The 21,638-nt window shown below is 72.8% G+C and carries 23 protein-coding genes, 1 tRNA gene and 1 pseudogene; 9 read left to right on the top strand and 16 right to left on the bottom strand.

Features of this window, described 5'->3' with window-relative positions:
• Positions 1-41: 41 nt before the first annotated feature.
• Positions 42-311, bottom strand: coding sequence for a hypothetical protein (locus tag ACLQ26_RS17360; RefSeq protein WP_425745388.1), 270 nt, complete (start codon positions 309-311; stop codon positions 42-44).
• Positions 312-496: 185 nt separating this feature from the next.
• Here ACLQ26_RS17360 and ACLQ26_RS17355 point away from each other — a divergent pair, with 185 nt between their 5' ends.
• The 4 genes from ACLQ26_RS17355 (at position 497) to ACLQ26_RS17340 (ending at position 4,251) form a co-directional block, all read left to right on the top strand.
• The gene (locus tag ACLQ26_RS17355) at positions 497-1,153 is read left to right on the top strand and encodes a 4'-phosphopantetheinyl transferase family protein (protein ID WP_425745387.1); all 657 of its coding nucleotides are present in this window, start codon (positions 497-499) and stop codon (positions 1,151-1,153) included.
• Positions 1,154-1,294: 141 nt separating this feature from the next.
• The gene (locus tag ACLQ26_RS17350; protein WP_425745386.1) at positions 1,295-2,197 is read left to right on the top strand and encodes a hypothetical protein; all 903 of its coding nucleotides are present in this window, start codon (positions 1,295-1,297) and stop codon (positions 2,195-2,197) included.
• 96 nt (positions 2,198-2,293) lie between these two features.
• Positions 2,294-2,992, top strand: coding sequence for a hypothetical protein (locus ACLQ26_RS17345; RefSeq protein WP_425745385.1), 699 nt, complete (start codon positions 2,294-2,296; stop codon positions 2,990-2,992).
• Between the two features lie 77 nt (positions 2,993-3,069).
• The gene (locus ACLQ26_RS17340) at positions 3,070-4,251 is read left to right on the top strand and encodes a low temperature requirement protein A (RefSeq protein WP_425745384.1); all 1,182 of its coding nucleotides are present in this window, start codon (positions 3,070-3,072) and stop codon (positions 4,249-4,251) included.
• A gap of 377 nt (positions 4,252-4,628) precedes the next feature.
• Here ACLQ26_RS17340 and ACLQ26_RS17335 read toward each other — a convergent pair.
• The 6 genes from ACLQ26_RS17335 to ACLQ26_RS17310 all read right to left on the bottom strand — a co-directional run bounded on the left by ACLQ26_RS17335 (position 4,629) and on the right by ACLQ26_RS17310 (position 11,287).
• Positions 4,629-4,702: transfer RNA gene (locus tag ACLQ26_RS17335), tRNA-Ala, on the bottom strand.
• A 230-nt stretch (positions 4,703-4,932) separates the two neighbouring features.
• A complete protein-coding gene (locus tag ACLQ26_RS17330) occupies positions 4,933-5,712 on the bottom strand; it encodes a hypothetical protein (protein ID WP_425745383.1) in 780 nt (259 codons plus the stop codon).
• Between the two features lie 178 nt (positions 5,713-5,890).
• Entirely contained in the window at positions 5,891-6,541 is a 651-nt protein-coding gene (locus ACLQ26_RS17325) for a GNAT family N-acetyltransferase (protein WP_425745382.1), read from the bottom strand.
• 79 nt (positions 6,542-6,620) lie between these two features.
• Positions 6,621-7,934 (bottom strand): molybdopterin molybdotransferase MoeA, encoded by a 1,314-nt coding sequence (glp, locus tag ACLQ26_RS17320; RefSeq protein ID WP_266248677.1) that lies wholly within the window; start codon positions 7,932-7,934, stop codon positions 6,621-6,623.
• Positions 7,931-8,893, bottom strand: a complete 963-nt coding sequence (locus tag ACLQ26_RS17315; RefSeq protein ID WP_425745381.1) for a UTP--glucose-1-phosphate uridylyltransferase — start codon at positions 8,891-8,893, stop codon at positions 7,931-7,933. The genes glp and ACLQ26_RS17315 overlap by 4 nt, the downstream gene beginning before the upstream one ends.
• Before the next feature lie 9 nt (positions 8,894-8,902).
• Positions 8,903-11,287, bottom strand: coding sequence for a diguanylate cyclase (locus ACLQ26_RS17310; RefSeq protein ID WP_425745380.1), 2,385 nt, complete (start codon positions 11,285-11,287; stop codon positions 8,903-8,905).
• Positions 11,288-11,372: 85 nt separating this feature from the next.
• On the opposite strand from ACLQ26_RS17310, the gene ACLQ26_RS17305 reads away from it, so the two are divergent.
• On the top strand, positions 11,373-12,050 hold the full coding sequence (locus tag ACLQ26_RS17305; RefSeq protein ID WP_425745379.1) for a 5-formyltetrahydrofolate cyclo-ligase: 678 nt from the start codon (positions 11,373-11,375) through the stop codon (positions 12,048-12,050).
• A gap of 27 nt (positions 12,051-12,077) precedes the next feature.
• The gene (locus tag ACLQ26_RS17300) at positions 12,078-12,515 is read left to right on the top strand and encodes an FmdB family zinc ribbon protein (RefSeq protein WP_425745378.1); all 438 of its coding nucleotides are present in this window, start codon (positions 12,078-12,080) and stop codon (positions 12,513-12,515) included.
• A 600-nt stretch (positions 12,516-13,115) separates the two neighbouring features.
• Here the strand turns inward: ACLQ26_RS17300 and ACLQ26_RS17295 are convergent.
• Entirely contained in the window at positions 13,116-13,298 is a 183-nt protein-coding gene (locus tag ACLQ26_RS17295; RefSeq protein WP_425745377.1) for a hypothetical protein, read from the bottom strand.
• A gap of 105 nt (positions 13,299-13,403) precedes the next feature.
• Here ACLQ26_RS17295 and ACLQ26_RS17290 point away from each other — a divergent pair, with 105 nt between their 5' ends.
• Positions 13,404-13,733 carry a hypothetical protein gene (locus ACLQ26_RS17290; RefSeq protein WP_425745376.1) on the top strand — a complete coding sequence of 110 codons (330 nt, stop codon included), beginning with the start codon at positions 13,404-13,406 and terminating at the stop codon, positions 13,731-13,733.
• Between the two features lie 112 nt (positions 13,734-13,845).
• Here ACLQ26_RS17290 and ACLQ26_RS17285 read toward each other — a convergent pair whose 3' ends face one another.
• On the bottom strand, positions 13,846-14,328 hold the full coding sequence (locus ACLQ26_RS17285; RefSeq protein WP_363685307.1) for a DUF2231 domain-containing protein: 483 nt from the start codon (positions 14,326-14,328) through the stop codon (positions 13,846-13,848).
• Positions 14,329-14,511: 183 nt separating this feature from the next.
• Here ACLQ26_RS17285 and ACLQ26_RS17280 point away from each other — a divergent pair.
• Together ACLQ26_RS17280 and ACLQ26_RS17275 are read left to right on the top strand one after the other, a co-directional pair.
• Positions 14,512-14,805 (top strand): annotated as a pseudogene (locus ACLQ26_RS17280) (Fur family transcriptional regulator); the annotation flags it as partial.
• Between the two features lie 47 nt (positions 14,806-14,852).
• Positions 14,853-15,716 carry an oxygenase MpaB family protein gene (locus ACLQ26_RS17275; RefSeq protein WP_425745375.1) on the top strand — a complete coding sequence of 288 codons (864 nt, stop codon included), beginning with the start codon at positions 14,853-14,855 and terminating at the stop codon, positions 15,714-15,716.
• Between the two features lie 64 nt (positions 15,717-15,780).
• Here the strand turns inward: ACLQ26_RS17275 and ACLQ26_RS17270 are convergent, their stop codons facing one another.
• From ACLQ26_RS17270 to ACLQ26_RS17240, 7 genes are all read right to left on the bottom strand, one after another.
• Positions 15,781-16,731, bottom strand: coding sequence for a RecB family exonuclease (locus tag ACLQ26_RS17270; RefSeq protein WP_425745374.1), 951 nt, complete (start codon positions 16,729-16,731; stop codon positions 15,781-15,783).
• Positions 16,732-16,745: 14 nt separating this feature from the next.
• A complete protein-coding gene (locus ACLQ26_RS17265; protein WP_266248663.1) occupies positions 16,746-17,360 on the bottom strand; it encodes a MarC family protein in 615 nt (204 codons plus the stop codon).
• A gap of 41 nt (positions 17,361-17,401) precedes the next feature.
• Positions 17,402-18,274: a PHP domain-containing protein gene (locus tag ACLQ26_RS17260; RefSeq protein ID WP_425745373.1), complete on the bottom strand. Its 873-nt coding sequence runs from the start codon at positions 18,272-18,274 to the stop codon at positions 17,402-17,404.
• A gap of 108 nt (positions 18,275-18,382) precedes the next feature.
• Entirely contained in the window at positions 18,383-19,585 is a 1,203-nt protein-coding gene (locus ACLQ26_RS17255) for a hypothetical protein (RefSeq protein ID WP_425745372.1), read from the bottom strand.
• A gap of 56 nt (positions 19,586-19,641) precedes the next feature.
• Positions 19,642-20,481, bottom strand: coding sequence for a SigE family RNA polymerase sigma factor (locus ACLQ26_RS17250; protein ID WP_425745371.1), 840 nt, complete (start codon positions 20,479-20,481; stop codon positions 19,642-19,644).
• A gap of 103 nt (positions 20,482-20,584) precedes the next feature.
• The gene (locus ACLQ26_RS17245; protein WP_425745370.1) at positions 20,585-21,460 is read right to left on the bottom strand and encodes a PH domain-containing protein; all 876 of its coding nucleotides are present in this window, start codon (positions 21,458-21,460) and stop codon (positions 20,585-20,587) included.
• Between the two features lie 6 nt (positions 21,461-21,466).
• On the bottom strand, positions 21,467-21,625 hold the full coding sequence (locus ACLQ26_RS17240) for a hypothetical protein (RefSeq protein WP_007455302.1): 159 nt from the start codon (positions 21,623-21,625) through the stop codon (positions 21,467-21,469).
• Positions 21,626-21,638: the final 13 nt, after the last annotated feature.

Below are 21,638 nucleotides of genomic sequence, written 5' to 3'. Positions count from 1 at the left end.
ACCGGTGGCCCCGCGCACCTCGGGCGGGGCCACCGGTGGGCTCAGCGGCGTCGCGCGCCGCGTGGGAGCCAGCCGATGAACCGGTTCTGGAGCGACATCACCGGGGCCGCTCGCAGGTCCTCGGCGGCGGCGGCGAGACACGAGCCCAGGTAGACGCTGAGCATCGCCCGGTCACCCCCGTACTCCGCCAGCAGCCGGGTGCGCTTCGTCGCGCACGGCCACTCGTCGCCGCAGGAGCCGCAGCTCCAGCCCGGGGTCGTCGGCGCGTGGTCGTCGGCCCGACCCCTCGGCCGTTCGGCGCCATCGCTCATCGCAGGTCCTCTCCAGATGTCCACGGGACTGGCCAGCTATCGATGGTGGTCCCCCCGGAGCCATCCTGGAGAGCGCGACACGTGCCTCCGGTGTTACATCTTTGCGGTAGCTTCTCCCGTCGTGGGAGTCGGAAATCTGACTGACGAGCTAATGCCTCCGCACTACCCGACGGTAGGCGGCGGACATGCGTGACCTCCTGCCGCCGACGGTCGCCGTGGCCGTCGCCGAGACCCACGACTGGACCGGCGAACTCCTCGCCGCCGAACAGGCGTGTCTCGGCGAACGGGCGGTGCAGACCCGTCGCCGGGACTTCACCGCCGGCCGGGTCTGCGCCCGTCGGGCGATGGCCGACCTCGGCCTGCCGGCGGTGGCCGTGCCGGCCGCCGCCGACCGCGCGCCCGTCTGGCCCGCCGGGGTGGTCGGCGCCATCACCCACACCACCGACTACTGCGCCGCCGCCGCGGCACGCGCCACCGACCTGCGATCGGTAGGCATGGACGCCGAACGGCACCGCGAGATCAACGCGGGGGTACGCCGACTCGTACTGCTGCCCGAGGAGGAGGAGAGCCTTGCGCGGCTACCCTCCGATATCTTCTGGCCCATCGTGCTGTTCAGCGCCAAGGAGACCGTCTACAAGGTCTGGCACCCGGTCGTCGGAAGCTGGCTGGACTTCCACGACGCCCACCTCACGCTGGACCCGGACGCCGGCACGTTCACGGCCCGGATCGCACCGGGGCGGGTGGACGCGGCCGAGGTGACCGATCCCCCGAGCACGATCACCGGCCGGTTCGTGGTCGCCGACGGCCTGGTACGCACCGCCGCCGTCCTCACGCTGCGCTGACTCCCCGCATCGTCCATCCTGGCCGGTGCGCCGACGCGCACGGACGATGGGACACGAGCCGGCGCGGCGACCGGCCGTTCGGCGACGCACGGTAGCGTCGGCGGGTTCCCGAACCGCACGTACGAGGCGCCAAGGAGTACGGTGACCCACCCCCACCCCCCCGCCGGACCGCAGGATCCTCAGCAGCCCAGCCCGGAGCCGCCGACGCAGCCGTTCCCGGCGACACCGCAGCCGCAGCAGTCCGCCGCCGATCCGACGGTCCCGCAGGCGCCGATGCCGCCCAACCCGTGGTCGGCAGCGGCGAACCCGCCGCAGCCGCCGTTCTCGGGTGGCGCGTACCCGCAGGCCGGTGGCGCGTACCCGCAGGCCGGTGTTGCGTACCCGCAGGCCGGCGGTCCGGGCTACCCGATCAAGACGCCGCCGCCCGTGCCGACGAAGAACTCCAACAGGACAGTGGTGGCCATCGCGGTGACCGCGGCCGTGCTCACCCTGCTCTGCTGCGCGGGCGGCATCGTGGCGGTGGTCATCGGCGCGAACCACGTCGCGAACGAGGTGCCCGAGGCGCTGCCCACCCCGGCGGTGACCCGTGGTGTCGGGCAGCCGCCGGCCACCGCCGCGCCGTCGCCCCGCGCGTCCGCCAACAGCGACACCCGGAACATGTCCGCCGGGGACACCCTCGTCATCGACGACAACGGCGGCACCGTCGAGATCACCGTGACGAAGTTCAGCACCGCCACCAAGCCCTGCACGTCGTACGGCCTCAAACCCGACGAGGGCATGTACGTGATCGCCGACGTGACGGTGACGGTCACCAAGGGCACCGGCTCGGCGAACCCGTTCTACTTCCAGTGGGTCGCCGCCGACGGCACCGAGACCAACGCGATAGCCGGCATCTTGTCCGGCTGCGGCAAACCGATGCCGGCCGCCAACGACCTGACCGTGGGCACCAAGCGGACCGGCAGCGTCGTGTTCGACGTGCACGACACCTCGGGCGTCTTGGAGTACCAGCATGAGTTCGCCACCGCCGGTTCCTGGAAGCCGTGACGTGCCGTGGGGCCGGCACACGATGGGCCGGCCCCACGCACGTGCGAGGTCGAGTGTCAGCCGCCGGTCCAGCGCACCGGGGTCACCCGGTCGGCGATGAACGCCCACTTCCTGGACTACTACCTGGTCCTGCGCCTCCGGCACGGCGACCGTGACCGTGCCGCCGACGTGGAGGCGATAGTCGTCGAGCGGTTCACCCGCCACCACGACTTCTCCACCACGGGCCTGGACAGCGCGAGCTGGACTCCGTCGGGCGTCGGCTGGTGGAGTTCCGCCGCACTCAGCCGAACGATGCGTCTCGATCCGGATCTACTCGCAAGGGTGGTCCCCGCTGCACGCAGCAGCGCCGAGAGCGCCTACCGCAGGCTCGGTGGTGGACAGCTACCCACCGAAGCCGTGCTGCGTACGTACTTCCAAGACCACCAACCGTTCGCGACCGCCGCGCCGCTGCGGCTCGGTCCTGCCCACCCACCGGCAGGCTTCCACGAGCGGCGCGTCTACCGCGTCCTCTTCGCCAAGGATCTCCGGGCGGACCAGGTGGCAGGACTGAGGGCGAGCTGGCGGACGCCCTCCGGTGACACGACCGGATCGGCCGCCAGCGGTCACCTGGAGAAGGACGGCGACCGGATCACCTGGGAACTACGACGGGTTGGCCACACACTCGCCTGGGGTCTCGACGTGACAGTGCTGCTGAGGACCGGCGCGGCCGAGGTGGTGGGCCCGACCCTGTCCGGACTGACCAACGTCCTGCGACAACACGGCCTGGTCCCCGTATCGACGGAACGCTTCTCCTAGAGCGCACGCATACCGCCCCGCTTGATTACCGTACGTGATAGAACGATTGCCGAGCGAGCAGACGAGGCGGCAATCCGGTGGCAAAGAGCAGCCCTGCGCGGCTCCTGCGAAAACGAGAGTCATCGCGCCAGGCGTCGGCCCTGGAACTCTTCTTCGACCTGACGTTCATCTTCGCGCTGACGCGGCTGTCGGACCGGCTCCTGCACGACCTCAGCTGGCTCAACGTCGTACAGACGATGGTCCTGCTCGGCGCCGTCTGGTGGGTCTGGGTCGCGACGGCCTGGTCCACCGACTGGTTCAACCCCAACGAAGCGCTGATCCAGCGGCTCGTGGTGGGGGTGATGCTCGTCGGGCTGGTGATGGCCGCCTCGGTGACGCTGGCATTCGGCGCACACGGCATCTTCTTCGCTGGCGCGTACGTCCTCGTCCACCTCGGCCGGGCGGCGACCCTGCTGCCGGCCCTGCGCGGGCACCCCGCGCAGCGGCGCACCCTGGTCGTCGCGGTGTGGTTCGGGGTGTCCGCCGCCCCCTGGCTGGTCGGGGCGTTCCTGCCGGCCGGCCCCCGCCTGGCGCTCTGGATCGCGGCGCTGGGCATCGACTTCGCCGTCGCCTACGTGGGGTGGCCCGTGCCGAAGGTCGGGCAGGTCCCCAGCGAGCAACTCCGGGTCGTCGGCGAACACCTGGCCGAACGCTTCGGCCAGATCAGCATCGTCGCGCTGGGTGAACTCATCCTGGTCAGCGGCACCACCTACGCCACCGGCCCGTTCGAACTGCCGCAGAGCGCCGCGGCCGTGCTGGCCTTCGCCAACGCGGTGGCGCTGTGGCGGCTCTACTTCCTTCCGGAACACCGAGCCCTCAGCAACTCCCTCGAGAACCACGGTGCCCAGATCGCCGTCATCGCGGCCTATCGGCACCTGTCCTTCGTCGCTGGCATCGTCTGCATCGCGGTCGGGGACGAGATCACCATCGGGCTGTCCACCGAGGGCACCGAACGTCGCTGGGGTGCCGGCCTGATCGTCGTCGGGGCGGTGCTCGTCCTCTGCGGCCGGATCGCGTTCAAGGCCACCAGCGGGATCTGGTCACTGGGCTCACTGCTCGGGGTCGCCGTCCTCCTCGCACTGACACCGCTGCTGCTGCGGCTGCCGCCGATGGTGGCTCTGGCAACCACGACACTCGTGCTCGGCGTGGTCGCCTTCGCACCCAGCACGATCGGCCGCCGGGCAGCCAAGGCCGGCGGGATCGGCCTCGACCGCACCTGAGGGCCGGGTAACGGCCGTGCGGCGGCGACGGCCGCCGGCCCGCCGATCACTGAGTGAGCCCGGCCCCCTGCGGCGACGTACGTTCTCAGGGCTGGTCAGGTGTGATGTCTCGCTGCCGAGCGACCGTTCGTCGTACACCACGGCGGCGAAGGGTCACCCACGCGAGCAGGCCGAGGCCGATGATGGTCAGCGGGCCGAACCAACCGCCGAGGCCGCCTAGATCGAGCTCCTGGCGCCCCGGGTTGCTCGCGATCGGTCAGGCGGCGGAGGAGTTCTTCGCCGGCCGCGAAGTCGGGCTCGACCCCTACTGCTCTTCCGTGGCGAACAAGATCGAAAAAGGCCGTCTCCGACTCGCGGAAACGGCCTTTGACCTGGGGTGGAGCTGAGGGGATTTGAACCCCTGACCCCCTCGATGCGAACGAGGTGCGCTACCAGTCTGCGCCACAGCCCCCCACCGGCGAACCGGCTTCGGTCCCACCCGGCTTACACCGGGCGGGCCGGCAGCAAGGCTAACAGGTCGCCGACCTCCACCGCGAATCCGCCCCCCGGTGCGCCGCCCGCGCCAGCACGGAGATCGACTCGCCTTCCAGGAAAACGGGGCATCCCGGACGCCCCAATACCGCCATTTCCAGGAAGTGGAGACGATCAAGCCGGCCGAGACGATCAAGCCGGGCCGACGGGTCAGGCACCCCGGCCGGCCTCGTAGGGGCGGCCGCGCAGCCCTCCCGAGCGGCGGTACGAGACCGAGCCACCGTTGACGGCCGCCGGTAGGTCTCCGGGGCGGTCGAGGCCCATGGCTGCTCGGCGTACCCCCTCGCGTTGGGCCGCCAGGCGGCGCTGCGCCTCCCGGCGGGCCGCCGCGCGGCGGGCCTGCTCCCGGCGAACCTCGGCCTGGCGGGCGGCCAGCCACGCCGCCTCCCGGGCGCGGGCGCGGCGTCGACGACGGCCGGCGAGGGCACGCCCGCGCAGGTGTACGACGTACAGGGCCAGCAGCAGGAAGGTGACCGAGAACCCGATCCAGAAGCCGGGGCTGACGAACAGCACGCCGATCAGTTCGACGACGTTGAGCAGCAGCAGCGCGGCCAGCACCCGGCGTCGGCGGTACACGGCGGGGGTGTGCTGCCGGCGCGGCGGACGACGGCGGGATCGCTTGGCGGCCGGCGGTACGGCGCGCAGGCGGCCGGAGCGGCGGGCCGCCGGAGGCGCGGAAACCGGCGCGGCCAGCCTCCCCGTAGCCACATCCTCACTGAGGGTGACGACGAGGGAGCGCGGCGGGTGGACGGGCTGCCGTCCTGGCACAGTGCGGCGCCGTCGACGGCGTTGGAGCACCCGTGCCGTCGACTGCGCCCGCTCCGCCACCAGCCGCTCGGTGGCGTCGTACCGGCGAACCAGCGCCGGGGCCAGGGCGAGCAGGCCGGCGGCGGCGAGGACGGCGAGGAGCACCGAGGTCGGCACCCTCACCCCTCCCGTCACCGAATTCGGAGCAAGGGCTCCCCGACCGCAGGATCTTCCACCGATCGTGCCTGGGTGCGTAGATCGTCCGGACGGTGAGCGCTTGCCGCAGCTTGCAGTTACTTGAGGTTACGGCGCACCGACCGTGATGCCGCCGCGCCGCGCCGATCCCGTGCGTGGGACGCCGCTACCGCGCGGTGGCGCGTACCCGGTGCCAGCGGGCCAACAGACCGCCCTCGGCGGCGACCTCTTCGCTCGTCATCGCGTATCCGATGTGGTCCCGCCAGGCGCCGTCGATGTGCATGTAGCGCACGTGGTACGACTCCTCGCGGAAGCCCAGTTTCTCCACCACCCGCCGCGACGGTCGGTTCTCCGGCCGGATGTTGACCTCCACCCGGTGCAGTCCACCGGGGCCGAACGCGTGGTCCACGGCGAGGGCGAGCGCCGTCGGGATCACGCCCTGGCCGGCGACCCGGGCGTCGACCCAGTAGCCGACGTAGCCGGAGCAGAAGGCGCGGCGCACGATGCTGCCGACGTTGAGGTGCCCGACCAACCGGTCCCGGTCGGCCTCGCGCAGGCAGACCGCGAACGGCATTCCCTCGCCCTCGCGGGCCGAACGCCGCTGGTCACGGTGCACCCAGCGGAACGCGGCAGGCGAGTTCAGCTCGTCCCAACTGCCCGGCAGCGACGACTCCCACGGTGCCAGCCAGGCCCGGTTGGCCCGGCGGATTTCCGACCAGGCCGCCGCGTCGGAGCGCCGGTACGGCCGCAGCAGCACCGGGCCGTCGACCAGCACCGCCGGCCAGCCGGGGGCCCGCTCGGGTCCGAAGAGGCTCACAGGCACAGTCTCCCGCGCGGGACCGGTTCGTGCGCAAGTGGAGCCACCACCCGCACCGTCGAGGAGCAGACGGGCAGACTCACCGGCGCCTGTCGAGCAGCAGGACGTCCACGGTGGAGCCGGCGGCAGCGGTGGTGACGCGCTCACCGAGCACCAGCAGCCCGTTCGCCTCGGCGAGGCCGGAGAGGGTGAACGGGCCACCGCGCAGCGGCTGCACCGTGTAACCGCCGCCGCGCCGCTCCGCGACGTGGGCGGGCCGGAACTCACGCAGCCCGCCGGGGGACGAAACGGTCTCCAGCAGGTGCGCCCGAACGCTGGGCCGGAACACCGGCTCGGCGCCGGCGAGCAGTTGGATCGCCGGTCGGGCCAGCACCTCGAAACCGATGAGCGCGGCGCCCGGGTCACCGGGCAGGCAGACCACCGGCACCTCCTCGGCGCCGACCGTGCCGAACCCGAGCGCGGTGCCGGGATAGAGCGCCACGTCGGTGAAGGTGACCGGGCCGGCCCGGCCGCCCTCACGGCGGGACAGGATCCGGCGCACCATGTCACCCGGACCGGTGCCGGTCCCCCCGGTGGTGATGATCAGGTCGGCGCGCAGGGTCTGGTCCTCCAGCAGCCCGCGCAGCCCCTCCGGGTCGTCGTCACAGATACCGACCCGGTACGCCAGTGCGCCCACCTCCGCCGCGGCGGCGGTCAACGCGTGCGAGTTCGCGTCCACCACCTGGCCGGGCTGGCTGCCCCGACCCACGTCGACCAACTCGTCGCCGGTGGCCACGATGACCACGCGAGGGCTGGGCCGGACCACCACGTGCCCGATGCCGGTGGCGGCGAACACCGCGACAAGCGCCGGGGACACGTACGTGCCGGCGCGGGCGAGCAGGGTGCCGGCCGGCAGCTCCTCACCGGCGCGGCGTACCCCGTACCCCCGTTTGGGGGTGCGGAAGATCTCGACGGCGGCCATGCCCTGGTCGGTCCACTCCACCGGGACCACGACGTCCGCGGCGACGGGCAGCGGCGCCCCGGCGGCCACCGAGAAGCACGAGCCCGGGGTGAGGCGCACCGGCCGCCAGCTCGCCGCGCCGAGGTCGCCGACCACGTTGAGCCGGATGGTCCGCCCGCCGGGCGTGCCGGAGGGGGCCGGGACGTAGCTCGGGCCCCGGCCCCCTCCGGAAATGTCCTCCCAGCGGGCCGCGTACCCGTCCACGGCCGCCTGGTCGAAGGCCGGGAAGGAGTGCGGCGCGACGACGTCCTCGGCGAGGACGTTGCCGTGCGCCTGGGTGAGGTCGAGGTCGAGTGGCGGCAGCGCTCGTAACCTGCGCAGCACGCTGCCCAGGTAGTCGGCGAGCGGCGTCAACTCGTTCGCGGCCGCCTCGGCGTCGGCCGTCGCGGTCATGTACCAGATCCGCCTGCCGCGTCGGCCTTGACGAAGTCGGCAAGCCAGGCGCGGAACTCGCTGCCCAGGTCCTCGCGCTCGGCGGCGATCTGCACCACCGTCTGGAGGTAGCCCAGCGGCATGCCGGTGTCGTAGCGGGTGCCCCGGTAGACGATCGCGTGCACCGGGACGCCCTCGGTACGCAGCAGCTCCATCGCGTCGGTCAGCTGGATCTCACCACCGCTGCCCGGCTTGGTCCGGCGGATCGCGTCGAAGATCTTCCCCGGCAGCACGTACCGGCCGAGCACCGCGAGGTTGCTCGGCGCGTCCTCCGGCTGCGGCTTCTCCACCATGCCGGTGACCTTGACGACCTCACCGATGTCGGTCAGCTCCGCCTCGGCCGGCTCGACGGAGGCGATCCCGTAGCGCTTGGTCTCGGCCGGGTCGACCTCGAAGAAGGCGAGCACCACACCGCCGGTCCGGGCCTGCAACTCCAGCATCGCCGGCAGCAGCGGCTCGGACGGCTTGACGAACTCGTCGCCGAGCAGCACCGCGAAGGGCTGGTCGCCGACGTGCGACTCGGCGTACCCGATGGCGTGGCCCAGCCCGAGCTGCTCCGGCTGGCGGACGGTGTAGATCTCGGCCAGCTCACTGGGCCGGCGCACGGCGGCCAGCCGCTCGGCGTCGCCCTTCTCCTCCAGCCTGGTCTCCAGGTCGGGGCGTCGATCGAAGTGGTCCACCATCGACGTCTTACCCCGACCGGTGATCAGCAACACGTCACCGATGCCGGCCTGGGTGGCCTCCTCGACGATGTACTGCAACACCGGCCGGTCGACCACCGGCAACAGTTCCTTCGGGACCGCCTTGGTGGCCGGCAGGAAGCGGGTGGCCAGTCCGGCGGCCGGGATGACGGCCTTGACCGCCAGGGGACGGCCGGTTGCGGCGACCGTCGATGAGGGGTTCGCTGAGTGCTCCGACATGCCGCGAGACTATCGGCCACGGCTCTGCCGCGGCGGGTGTGGCCCAGAAGACGCGCCGCCGCCCGGCCCCGGCCCGGCGACGTCGGGGCCGGCCCGCGCGGCGTCCGCGGCGGTGGCCGTCGGCTCGTCGACCGGATCAGGCCGGGCGTGCGCGGGCCCCGACCGGTTCGATTCCGGTACGCCCGCAGCCGACTCGGACCGGGCGTGGCCGCCCGGCTCCCGCGGGACCTGCACGGGTCGGCCGGCACGCGGCAGCCCGTCGGATGGGCTGACGGCGCCGGCGGGCACCGGGATCTCCCGCGTCGGCACCTCGGGGCGGGCCTCGGCCACGCGGTAGGTGTCCCGGCCGGCCGCCTTGGCCGCGTAGAGGGCGTCGTCGGCGGCTTCCAGCACCTCCCGTCCGGTGCTCCCGTGGTCCGGGTAGACGGCGATGCCCACCGACACGGTGACCACGATCGGCCCCGCGTACGCCTCGACGGCGATCGGTGTCTCGCGCACCGCCGCGCCCAGCCGCTCCGCCACGATCGCCGCTCCGCGTGCATCGGTCTCCGGTAGGAGCAGCACGAACTCCTCACCGCCCTGCCGGAAGGCCAGGTCGACCTCGCGGATCTCACCGCGTACCCGGCGGGCGAACTCGGCAAGCACGGTGTCCCCCGCCGCGTGCCCGTACGTGTCGTTGACGTCCTTGAAGCGGTCCAGGTCGAGGGCGAGGACGCTGAGCATCCGGCCGAACCGGCTGGCCCGTTCCACCTCCCGCCGGATCGACTCGCGCAGGTAGCGGTAGTTCCACAGCCCGGTGAGCGGGTCGGTGAGGGAGAGCCGCTGCGCCTCCTCGTGCACCCGGACGTTCTCCACCGCCACGGCCGCGTGCCCGGCGAAGGTGCGCAGGGTGTCCAGGTCGTCGTCGTCGAACTCGTCCGCGCCCACCCGGTCGTAGAGGGCCAGCACACCGAGCGCCGCCGCCGGAGCGCCGGACTCGTCGAGACTCCTCTCACCGCCCGGGACTGTCGTGGTCGCGCCGCCGAGCGTGGTCGCGCCGCCGAGCGTGGTCGCGCCGCTCGGGCTGGTCGCGCCGCCGGGGGTGGCGAAGGGAACCGCGACGTAGGTGCGGCAGCGCGGCTCGCCGGTCGGGACGTCGGCCGGTTCCATCCGGCCCCGCTGCGGCTCGCCGGTCGCGGCCACCGCGCCGACCACGCCGACGCCCACGGGCACCCGCAGGCCCTGCGACCCGTCCGGGTCCCCCGCCGGCCAGCGCCCGTCCAACCCCTCGCCGCACTGCGCGACAAGCACCCCACCGGCCTCCACCAGCAGCACCGCGCCGGCCCGCGCCCCGGTGGCGGCGATGGCGCTGTGCAGGATCACCCGCAGGATGCGCTGCAGGTCGTGGGTGCTGGCCAGGGTGTCGCCGAGCACCGCGAGGTGCCCGCGGAGCTGGTCGCGGCTGCTGGTCAGCGCCGCGACGTACGACCCCGTCTCGCGGGTCATCCGGTTGAAAGCGGCGGCCAGCCGACCCAGCTCGTCGTGGCTGCGCACCGGCACCCGGGCGGTCAGGTCGCCGTGCGCCACCCGGTCGACCGCACCGGCCAGCTCCGCCAGAGGCCGGGTGGTCACCCGGGCCAGACGCCAGGCGGTGAACACGGCGAGCAGCCCGGCCAGTACGACCACGCCGGCAAGCGTGACGTGCAGCATGGGCGGCCGCTCGCTCGGCACCGACAACACCAGCGGCAGCGGCTGACCGGCCGACGGTCCGATCCGCCGTACGTACCGGCCCTTGGGGGTCTCGGTGACCCGCTCACCGCTGGCGCCGCCTGCTGCGGCCAGCACCGCGTCGCGTACCTCCCGGGATTCGGTGGTGTGCGTGAACCGGGCGGCGCTCGCGCCGTCGTCGAGCAGAGTGACCGCGACCCCGGTCGCCGCCGCCAGCCGGGCCACGAAGGCCGGGTCGACCAGGTGCGCCGCGGCCACCGTGCCCAACGGCGCGCCGGTCGGGTCGCGGCGGTCGACCCGGGCGGCCAGCGCGCGGACCGGGCCCGACGAAGCGGTGGCCGGCTCGGAGCAGTCCCGCCAGGGGGTCGGCGGAGCGTCGGGCGAGGCGTACGTGACGCGTCCGTTCACGTCGGTGACAAGCACCGCCGCGGCCAACCCACGGCCGACGAGCTGGCTGGCGGCGACGGCCGGGTCACCGGTGAGGGCGACCGCGTCGGCGGTGGCGCGCAGCTGCTGACAGAGCGCGTCGACCGAGGTACGCACCGTGGACGCTGCCACCGCGAGGCGCTCGGTGGACCGGCTGCGGTCGACGGCCGTGACTGTGGACGCGACGAAGAACGCCCCGAGCAGGACCGGGCCGAGCACCACCACGAGGAAGGCTGCAGTCAACCGCCCGCGTAGCGTCACTCGGTCCCCCCGGAAGTTCCGCCTCCGTTGCTTGCGATGCTGACACAGAGCAACCGTGGGAGTGGCGTTGCGTCAGGAGTGTTGCGTGCCGGAATTTTCTGATGAAGCGGAAGTGACCCGAGTGACGAAGCGGGACACCCGGGTCGACCTGCTCGCCCGCCGCCGGGCCCTACCCCCCGCGGCGCGGGCCGAGGCCGCCGGGCGCGTCCAGGCCGAGCTGATCGCCCTGGTACGCCGGCTGCGCCCGCGCCGGATGACGGCGTACGTCCCGGTCGGCTCCGAGCCGGGCGGTGCCGACCTGCCGGAGGTGCTGCGGTCGGCGCTGCCGCCCGACGCCGAGTTGCTGCTTCCGGTGCTCCGTCCCGACCTTGACCTGGACTGGGCCGCGTACTCCGGACCGGACGCTCTGGTGGCGGCCGGCCGGGGCATCCGGGAGCCGATCGGCCCCCGCCTCGGCGTGGCCGCGGTCACCGGCGCGGAGCTGGTGGTCGTACCGGCGCTCGCCGTGGACCTTCGCGGACGACGGCTGGGCCGCGGCGGCGGCTCGTACGACCGCGCGCTGGCGCGGGTGTCCGGCGTGACCCTGACCGTGGTGCCGTTGCACGACGGCGAGCTGGTCGAGGCGCTGCCGGCGGAGCCGCACGACCGTCCGGTCCGCTCGGTCGTCACCCCCGCCGAGGGGATGCGTACGCTTGACAACGGCCCGGGTACGGCGCACGGTGTCGCGCCCCACACGTCCGCTGGACGAACCCGGGCCGAATGACGCACCATTGGCACTCGAATACGTCGAGTGCCAACTGGCCGAGCCCAGATACCGGAGGAGAACGTGCCCACGTACCAGTACGCCTGCACCGCGTGCGGTCACCAGCTCGAGGCGGTGCAGTCCTTCTCGGACGAGCCGCTGACCGAGTGCCCGGCGTGTGAGGGGCGGCTCCGCAAGGTCTTCAACTCGGTCGGCATCGTCTTCAAGGGCTCGGGCTTCTACCGCACCGACTCCCGCGCGTCCGGTTCTGAGACGACCGCCGGCGGCAAGCCCGCCAAGTCCGAGTCGTCCTCGTCGTCCTCGTCCTCGGGTGGGGATTCCGGGTCGTCGTCTTCGTCCTCGTCGTCCGGCTCGTCCTCCGGTGGGTCGTCGTCCGGGTCGTCCTCGTCCGGGTCGTCGTCCGGTGGATCGTCGTCCGGTGGATCGGGCGGCGGCAAGGCGCCGGCGGCCAGCTCCGCGTCCTGACCGCAGCCCGAGCCGGCCTTGATCCACTCGGAGTGCAGGAAGTCGGCCCCTCCGGGCCGTGTTGATCGCCCGGATTCCAGGAACCCGAGTGGATCAAGAAGCCGGATCCTCTTGCCGTGCCGCAGCGAGCCCGCCGTCCTTAGCAGGTCCGGCCGGCCGGTGGGCGTTATCCACAGGCCGGCCGGTTGTCCACAGGCGGGGACAAAGCGTCCGCACCGCCGGCCGTCGCCGGCCTAACGTGCCGCTCTACGGGTGCCACCATGACGGCACCCGGGACGGAGGCGGCAAATGATCATCCGCAAGCTGGATTCCGCACGGGCGTTGCGTCCACTGCGCCGGCCGGCCCTGCCCGCCGGTCGCGCCGTGCTGCGGGCCGGGCTGGTCGCCGCGCTGCTCGGCCTGGCCGCCGCGATCCTGCACACCCCAACCGGCACGGACACCCCGGCCGGCTGCCCGGCGACCAGCGGCGCAGTCGGGGTGCCGCAGCGGCTTGCCGACCCTGCCATGCGGGCGGCCGTCCGTCTACGGGTCGCAGGCAGGATGTCAGTCCAGCCTGCGGAACCTGCCGCACGGGCGGTGGTCCGGCGCGTGGCTTCGGGGTCAGTCCCAGTGTGGGGGGCGTTGGGCGAGGAGCCAGTCGTCGTTGTCGCTGCTCCGCTCGCCCCAGCCGTGGTCGGTGTCGTCCGTGGTCTGCTCGGGCAGCACCACGAAGTCGTCGCTCAGGTCGACGGTGCGGTCATCATCGCCGCGCGCGCCCAGCGTGCCGGGGTCCTCGGTGCTCACGAGCGGCAAGACTAGCGCAGGCGACAGCGGCGGGCCGCTCGCCGACCGTTGGCACACGGCTCAGAAGCGACCGGACCGCCGGCTTCGTTGGTAGCGTCGGACGGCGTGACGACCCCCAGCGGCGGCAGCACCCCTGACGACGACTACTGGCGCCGGCCCGGGACCGGCGACGGCGCGACGGCCGACCAACCCCCACCCGCCACCGCAGCCACGAGCGGCTACGCGGGCCCGCCCCCGAGCGTGCCGCCCCCGGCCGGCTGGCGTCCCCCGGTGCACCTGGAGCCGGCTCCGCCTCGACAGCTTCCACCACAGGACATGGCCGGGCTGGATGCCGCCGAGCAGCGTTCCCAGCGGGTCACCTGGGGCTTCGGCGCCGCAGCCGCCGTGGTGCTGGTGGCTCTGGTCTGTCTGCTCTGCTCGCGCATCATCTTCTGAGCGCCTCACCTACTGCGCGCGACGTCGAACGAGCGACGACGAACGAGCCACGACGAACGAGCGACGACGAACGAGCGACGTCGAGGGAGCAGCACCGACGGGTGCCCGCCCGTCAGAGGGTGGTGCCCCAGACGGCCTCCGCGCCGGAGTGACCGGTCAGGTAGACGTAGATCAGGGCGGCGAGGGCCAGCGCGACGACCGCCACCGCGAGCACTGGCGTCACCAGCGCCGGCAGCCGCGGCACCCGAGGGTGCCCGCTGGTCGCCACGAGCAGCGCGATGGCCACGATCCCCAGGGGCACCACGATCCGGAACAGGATGTCGCCGTAGCGGGAGTGCTCGAAGATCTGGTCGAGAATCTGGCCCTGGTAGCCGCGGGCTACCAGGGCGTCGGTGAATGCCTCACCGGATTGGACGGCCACGAACGCGGTCACCGGTGCGACGACGGCGAGGATGCCCAGCGCCCAGTCCAGTCGGTGCCGCCAGCGCGGCAACCCCACGTATCCGATGGCCAGCACCGCCAGCAGCGGGACGAAGACGACCACCGCGTGGACCACGAGGACGTGCACCGGTAGGCCCAGGATCTCCTCGAACATCGACACCTCCAGGTGGATCACGGTGCGGGGATCGCCAGCGTACGGACCGCCGGTCATCCCCGAGCTCTCGCCCGAAAGACACGCGCGCGGCGGCGATCAGGTTCAGCACGGCGCTACCCCGCGCGCCGGTTCTGCTGGCTGTGTCCGTTGCCAACCAGGGCGGACGACGGTTGTCGCTGCTGGTCGTCGGTCTCCACCCAGGCGGTCTACGACGTGCTGGGGGCGTTGAGCCGAGCCGGGTTGTCCCGTCGGATCGAGCCGGCCGGCAGTCCCGCCCGGTACGAGGCGCGCGCCGGCGACAACCACCATCACGTGGTCTGCCGGGGCTGTGGCGAGATCGCCGACGTCGACTGCGCGGTCGGCAGTGCTCCCTGCCTGGAGTCGGGCGTCGCGCACGGCTTCGAGGTGGACGAGGCAGAGGTGACCTTCTGGGGTCTCTGCCCGAGTTGCCAGTCGCTCCGCGCCGCCGACAGCTGAACCGGCCCACACCGGCGCCGACCAGCGAGCCGTGGCACGCTTGGTAGGTGGACTCCGATGACCTCGGCCTCTTCGGTCCGGGTTCGGTCACGTGGAAGGTGCACGAGGAGCCGATCCTGATCGTCGCCGGCCTGCGCTCGCTCTACCTCCAGGCGTTGCACCCCCGGGCCATGGCCGGGGTCGCCCAGAACAGCAACTACCGCACCGACGCGTGGGGACGACTGGTCCGAACCGCCACCTACGTGGCTACCACCGTCTACGCCACGACGGCTGAAGCGGAGCAGGCGGGGGCGCGACTGCGTCGCCTGCACGCCCGGCTGCGGGCCACCGATCCCGGCACCGGCGAGGAGTTCCGGATCGACGACCCGGCCCTGCTGCGCTGGGTGCATGTCACCGAGGTGGAATCGTTTTTGAGCACGGCCCGGCGGGCGGGTCTGCCGCTCACCGACGACGAGGTGGACGGCTACTACGCCGAGCAGCGCCGGTCGGCCGCCCTCGTCGGGCTGGACCCGGCCACTGTGCCGGGTACCGCTGCCGAGGTGGAGGCGTACTACCGCGCCGTACGGCCGGAGCTGCGAATGACCCGGGAGGCCGCCGAGACGGCGCTCTTCCTCACCGCTCCGCCGCTGCCGTGGAAGCTCAGCCTGCCGGCCCGGCTGGGCCTCACCCTCGGCCCGCCGCGCTGGGCGTACCTGGGGATCGCCGGCACCGCGCTCGCGCTGCTGCCCCCGTGGGCCCGGCGGATGTACGGCGGGTTGGGGCTGCCCACGACCGAGTTGTCGGCGGACCTCACCCTGCGTGCCCTACGGCTGGCGCTCGGGGCGGTGCCGCACCGCTACTTCGAGGGGCCGCTGGTGGAGGCCGCCAAGAAGCGGGCCGAGCGGCACGCCGCGACCCCGCTGGCCGGCTGACCGAGCCCGCCCGGCCGGGGATCAATGCGGGCCGGCGCCCGAGGGCAGGCGCGGGCCGGCCGTATCAGCCCTCGACGGGCCGGTCCACGGCCGCCCACGGCTCCTTGCCTGGTGTCTGTGCCCCGGTCGGGCAGTGCCGCCGGTAGTCGCACCAACCGCAGCGCGGGCCGGGCGACACCGGGAACGCCTCGTCGGCGTCGCCGCCGTCGGCGACCGCCCGCTCCGCGGCCATGATGTCGCGGGCCGTGTCCTCGGCCCGGGTCAACTGGCGGGCCAGCGACTCGACGGTGTGGTCGTGGCCGGCGACCGTGCCGGTCGGCAGGTGGTGCAGCTCCACCCTGCGGCACGGTCGGCGGAACACCCGCTCGGCCGCGTACGCGTAGAGCGCCAGCGCCTGCGAGCCCCGGGCGTCGTCGGCGTCCAGCCCGGTGCGGCCCGTCTTGTAGTCGACGATGACCAGCTCCGGACCCTCGGGCCCGGGCCGCGAGTCGATGCGGTCGGTGCGGCCGTTGAAGGCCAGCACGGCGGTCTTGACCGCCACCACACGCTCGACACCGAGCGGGTCGGCCTCCGGTTCCAACGTCTCGACGTACGCCTCCAGCCAGCCCAGCGCCCGCCGGTAGGCGGCCCGCTCCTGCTCGTCGTCCCGGTAGCCCTCACGGACCCAGGTGCCCTTGAGCAGGGTGGCCAGCGCCTCGGGGCGACGACGGTCGGCGGGCAGCGCATACCAGTTCTTCAGGGCGGTGTGCACGCTGGCGCCGAGCGAGTTGTGCGCCCACGGCGGGCCCTTCGGCGGTGCGGGCCGGTCGACGTAGGAGTAGCGGTAGCGGCGCGGGCAGTCCGCGTACGCGCCGAGCTTGCTCGGGGTGCAGACGAACAGTCGTTCCGGCATCCCCTCGAAGCCGAGCTGCTCGGCGCCACCGGGGCGCTGCTGAGGGGCCCGACCGCCCGCGGCGGGTCGTCCGGCTGAAGAGGCTCGTCGCACGCCTGCGATCCTGCCATCCCCCGCCGACATTTCCGGTGTGCCGGTCAGGCCATGTTCACGTACTGCGTGACGAAGGCCGCGACCGCGTCGGCGATGAGCTGGACGGCGATCGCGGCCAGGAGCAGGCCGGCGATCCGGGTCAACACCTCGATGCCGCCGGGGCGGAGGATCTTCACGATGCCGCCGGAGAAGCGCAGCACGATCCAGACCGCGACCATGACGGCGAGGATGGCCACGGCGATGGCGGTGAAGTCGCCCAGCCCGTCGGCCTGCTGGACGAAGAGCATGGTCGCCACGATGGCACCCGGGCCGGCCAGCAACGGGGTGCCCAGCGGCACCAACGCGATGTTCGAGGTGACCTGCTGGCTGGGATCGTCTGCCTTGCCGGTCAGCAGTTCCAGTGCGACGAGGACGAGCAGCAGCCCACCGGCGGCCTGCAACGCGGGGAGGTCCACGTGCAGGTAGTCGAGCAGGGTCTGCCCGGCCACCGCGAAGATCACGATTACGCCGAGGGCCAGCGCGACAGCCTGCCAGGCCGCTCGGTTGCGGTCCCGTGCGGGCAGCGGGCCGGTCAGCGCCAGGAAGATCGGCATCATGCCCGGCGGGTCGGTGATCACCAGCAGGGTCACGAAAACCTCGCCGAACAGCTTCAGATCCACGTGATCAACCTAGTCGCGCCCGGGTGGGCGAAATACGCGGATCAGCCCGAAGCGACCTCGGTCACCCCGGCGGCGACGATCCGTTCGTACGCCTCGACGCCTGTGGTGAACGCGCCGAGCTGGACGCTCTTGTGGGTTCCGTGAAAGTCCGAGGAGCCGGTGACCAGCAGGCCCAGTTCGGTGGCGAGCGCGCGTACGTGCGCCTGCTCGGCCGGGCTGTGGTCCTCGTGGTCGGCCTCCAGGCCAGCCAGCCCGGCGGCGGCCAGCTCGGCGATCAGCTCGTCGGGCACCACCCGGCCGCGTCGGGTGGCGCGCGGATGGGCGAAGACCGGTACGCCCCCGGCGGCCCGGACCAGCCGGACCGCGCGGAAGACGTCGATGTCCTCCTTCGGCAGCCGGTACCGCTCACCCAGCCAGGCCGGGCCGAACGCCTCCCGGGTGTCGGCGACCAGTCCGGCACGGATCAGCGCCTGCGCGATGTGCGGGCGGCCCACCGTGCCGCCGCCCGCCCCGGACAGGATGTCCGGCCAGCTCACGTCGATGCCGTCGGCGCGCAGCAGCGCCACGATCCGCTCGCCGCGCTCCTCGCGGGCGGCCCGCACCCGGGCCAGCTCGGCGACCAGCTCCGGGTGTTCCGGGTCGAACAGGTACGCCAGTAGGTGCAGCGGTACCGGCGGGTGCGAGCCGGACCAGTGGCAGGACAGCTCGGCGCCCCGGATCAGGCGCAGACCGGGCGGCAGCGCACGCACGGCCGGCGCCCAACCGGCGGTGGTGTCGTGGTCGGTGATGGCCAGCACGTCCAGGCCCGCATCGGCGCCGGCGCGGACCAGTTCGGCCGGACTGAGCGTGCCGTCGCTGGCGGTCGAGTGGGCGTGCAGGTCGATCCGCGGCGCGGGGCCGGTACGCGAGGTCACCTCCCGACGCTATCGGGAAGACCCGAATCCGGCTCGCGTAGGTGCCTCCCAGCCGGAGGCGCAACCTTCAGCGCCCGTCTGCCGAGACGCGGCGAAGAGCTGCTGGCCTCAGGATCCGGTGACCAGGACCGGCCGGTCACCGGGCTGAAGGCCGGCGACGGGCACCGGTTCGGCCGGTTGCCCGGCTCGCACCCGTTCGATGTCGACCTGAACCAGCTTGCCGGCGCTGTCGACGTAGGAGACGTCCGTTCCGGTCGTCCAGGCGACAGCGCCACTCAGCGTCGGGCCGGCCGGCACGGCGTTCAGCGTCGTACCGAGCCTCTCCAGGTCGACCAGGAGAGCGCGGTCGCTCGCGCCGACCTTTCCGTTCACCAGGAGCCAGCGCCCGTCGTCGGACACGCCGCCCGCGCCGTCCAGGCTCAACTGCGTGCCACAGGCGGTGCGTACCGGTTTCAGAGCCCGCTTCGGGTCGAGTACCGCCAGGCAGGTCCCGGCGGGCCCACTCGCGGATACCTGACCGATCAGCCGCCCGTCGGGCAGCGCACCGTAGACGTTCAGGGTGCCCCGCTCGAACACCGGGATCAGCTCCCCCCCGCCGGGCCGCCACAGGGCGTGGGCCGGCCCGTTCCGGTCGAGCCGGATCAGCACGCTGTTCCCGACGAATCGGACGGGTTCCGCGTCGTCCGGGACCGAAGTACGCACCGTGCCGATGAGCTGGGTACCGACCACTCCCGCCACGAGGAGGTCCTTGCCGTCCCGCCAGGCGACCTGGCTGGCGTCGGGCGCGAGAACGATCTGGCCCGCGCCGGCCAGCAGCACCTGCACCAGGCCGTCGTCCTGGGCGACCCAGAGAGAACGGCCGGCGGTGGTCGGGGCACCGACCACCAGCAGACCGGCGCCGCTGGGCAGGCTGTGGGCGCGTTCGGCGTGGCCGACGCTGGGCAGCGCCAACCGCTTGCCGTCGGGGTTGATCAGGGTGCCGTCGAGGAGCAGGCCAGCAGGCGTTCCGGGCGACGGCGGAGGTGGGGCGACGGTGGCTGAGAGGAGCGGCCGGACGGACAGGTCCGGATCGCCGATCACGACGGTGGGGGAGCCCTCCCGGCCGGTCTCGTCGGCGAGCTGCGTCATGCCGACGCCGATCAGCACGGTGGTGACCATTCCGAGCGCGACAGCGACACCGGCCCGCCGGCGTCGGATCCGGTTGGCCCGTCGGATGGCCTGACCGGCCGGGTCGGCGGTCAGTGGACGGGTGACGGCAACCTGGTGCGAGAGAGTCTCCCGCACCGCACCTTCCAGCTGGTCACGTCGCACCTGGTTAGGACGCTGCGGACCGTCCGTCAGGTTGTCGGGCCGCCGCGGGAATGCGCTCACTGCTGGTCTCCGGCACCGGTGCCGACGGGCACGGCCGCCGGAGCGGTAGGCAGCTCGACCGCCGGTGCGATCGGGCGGGGCACGGATGGGCCGGGTGCCACCGCTCCCGGCTCGGCCCGACCGGCCGCCGGACGTGGCGTCGCCGCGTAACGACCCCCTGGAACTCTCCCGACAGAACCAGGTCGGGCAGCGTCGGCGCCCCGGCCGGCTCCGGCAGCGTCGCGACCCCGGCCGGAGGGAGCGGCGTCCCGGGTCCGACCCGAGGAGGCGGCCGCACGGGCCCGCCCCGAGAGGGCGGTGTCGGTGCCCCGGTTCGCACCGGGGGTGTCGGTCAGGTCCGGGGTGGCGGCACCCATTCGTCGGCGCAGCGTGGCCAGCGCCCGGAACGCCTGGCTCTTCACCGTGCCCGGCGAGATGTCCAGCAGCGCGGCCGTCTGCGCTTCCGACATGTCCTCGTAATAGCGCAGGACGAGCACCGCCCGCTGCCTGCTGGGCAGCTCCCTGAGGTGTCGCCAGAGCAGGTCGCGGTCGAGTTGCTGCTCGATCTCGTCGACGCCGGGTCGTTCGGGTAGCACCTCGGTGGGGCGTTCACCGTGCCAGCGCCGACGCCACCAACTCGTCGAGGTGTTGACCATCACACGACGGGCGTACGGCTCGACCGCCTCGATCCCACCGAGCCGCTTCCAGGCGAGGTAGGTCTTGGTCAGCGCCGTCTGGAGCAGATCCTCGGCCGTCGCCCAGTCGCCGGCGAGGAGATAGGCGGTTCGGAGCAGGGCGGCGGAGCGAGCCGCGACGAACTCGCGAAACTCCTCCTCCAACGGGTCCCTGCTCGCCACCGCACACCTCCGCACCCATACCGTCCTGGCAGAGTGCCACGTCAGAGGTGTTCCGGTCCATGACGAAAGGTGTGCACTTGCTCCGATGTTCGGACGAAAACTTTCACGCCCCGTCGTCGGCCTTGGCCTCGTCGGCCTCCTTGCCCAACCGCGCCTCGACCGCCTGCGGCTCGTACATCTCTTCCACGACTCGCAGGTACAGCTCGTTCGGGTTGGGCAGATTCTTGACCTCGCGCAGCGCCTGCTCCTGGCCGGCGGACTCCAGGACGAAGGTGCCGTAGTTGAGCGCGCGGCCGGTCGGCGTCTGCTCGTACTTCATGTCGGTGACCCGGACCAGCGGCATCATGGCCACCTTGCGGGTGACGATGCCGTTGACCACCATGACCCGTTTGTTGGTCAGGATGAACCGGTCATACCACCAGTCGGCGACCTTCCAGGCCACCCAGCCCATGACGGCGAACCAGAGCAGCACCGCGATGGTCGTCAGCGCCCCCACGTTGTTACCGGCGAGAAAGCCGGACAGGTAGCCGAGCACGAACGTCGCCGCGACGCCGATCAGGAGCGGGTTGGCGAGGTGGATCCAGTGCCGCTTCCACTCGCCCCGGTAGCGCTCGGTGGGGAAGAGGTAGCGGGCGACAAGCGAGCTGGGCTCGTCCTCCAGCGGAAGCACCCGCCGGGGGGTCGCCCCCGTCGCATCGGCACGAAGCCCCGCCAGCTCGTCCTCGGAGATCTGCGGTGGCTGGTAGGCGGCCTCGGGATCACGGATCCAGCCCCGACCGGACCGCCCTTCGCCGGCATAGCCGGGCCCGTCGCCGTAGCCGACGTCGTCCGAAAGGGACGGCCCATCGGACAGGCCGGGACCGGCTCCGTAGCCCGGGCCGTCATCCGGCCCGATCCGCGGGATCGGCTCGGTGTCGCGCTCGCGGCGTTCCCGGTCAGGATCGTCCGGGTCGAAGGGTGGACCGGAGGGGCTGCCCATCGCCGGTTAGGCGACGAGGCTGGTGAAGAAGTCGCCGAACCCCTGGGCGATGTCCATGATCCCGCCGCCCAGAGACTTGAACACATCAGCCGCAGAGTTTGGCCGATAGGCGACGAAGAAGATCAAGAATGCGATTCCGGCCCAGGTGAGGACCTTCTTGACCATGGCGGGCCATCCT

It is taken from the genome of Micromonospora sp. DT43, from assembly GCF_049841645.1.
In the GTDB taxonomy this organism is placed as follows: Bacteria; Actinomycetota; Actinomycetes; order Mycobacteriales; family Micromonosporaceae; genus Micromonospora.
Note: the sequence above shows the minus strand (reverse complement) of the source record. Positions and strands in the feature narration are given on the sequence as shown.

Coding starts and splice junctions, on each gene's coding strand:
- ACLQ26_RS17360 (WP_425745388.1), bottom strand. CDS start 311: ATGAGCGATGGCGCCGAACGGCCGAGGGGTCGGGCCGACGACCACGCG.
- ACLQ26_RS17355 (WP_425745387.1), top strand. CDS start 497: ATGCGTGACCTCCTGCCGCCGACGGTCGCCGTGGCCGTCGCCGAGACC.
- ACLQ26_RS17345 (WP_425745385.1), top strand. CDS start 2,294: ATGAACGCCCACTTCCTGGACTACTACCTGGTCCTGCGCCTCCGGCAC.
- glp (WP_266248677.1), bottom strand. CDS start 7,934: ATGACCGCGACGGCCGACGCCGAGGCGGCCGCGAACGAGTTGACGCCG.
- ACLQ26_RS17315 (WP_425745381.1), bottom strand. CDS start 8,893: ATGTCGGAGCACTCAGCGAACCCCTCATCGACGGTCGCCGCAACCGGC.
- ACLQ26_RS17285 (WP_363685307.1), bottom strand. CDS start 14,328: ATGTTCGAGGAGATCCTGGGCCTACCGGTGCACGTCCTCGTGGTCCAC.
- ACLQ26_RS17270 (WP_425745374.1), bottom strand. CDS start 16,731: ATGTCGGCGGGGGATGGCAGGATCGCAGGCGTGCGACGAGCCTCTTCA.
- ACLQ26_RS17245 (WP_425745370.1), bottom strand. CDS start 21,460: ATGGGCAGCCCCTCCGGTCCACCCTTCGACCCGGACGATCCTGACCGG.
- ACLQ26_RS17240 (WP_007455302.1), bottom strand. CDS start 21,625: ATGGTCAAGAAGGTCCTCACCTGGGCCGGAATCGCATTCTTGATCTTC.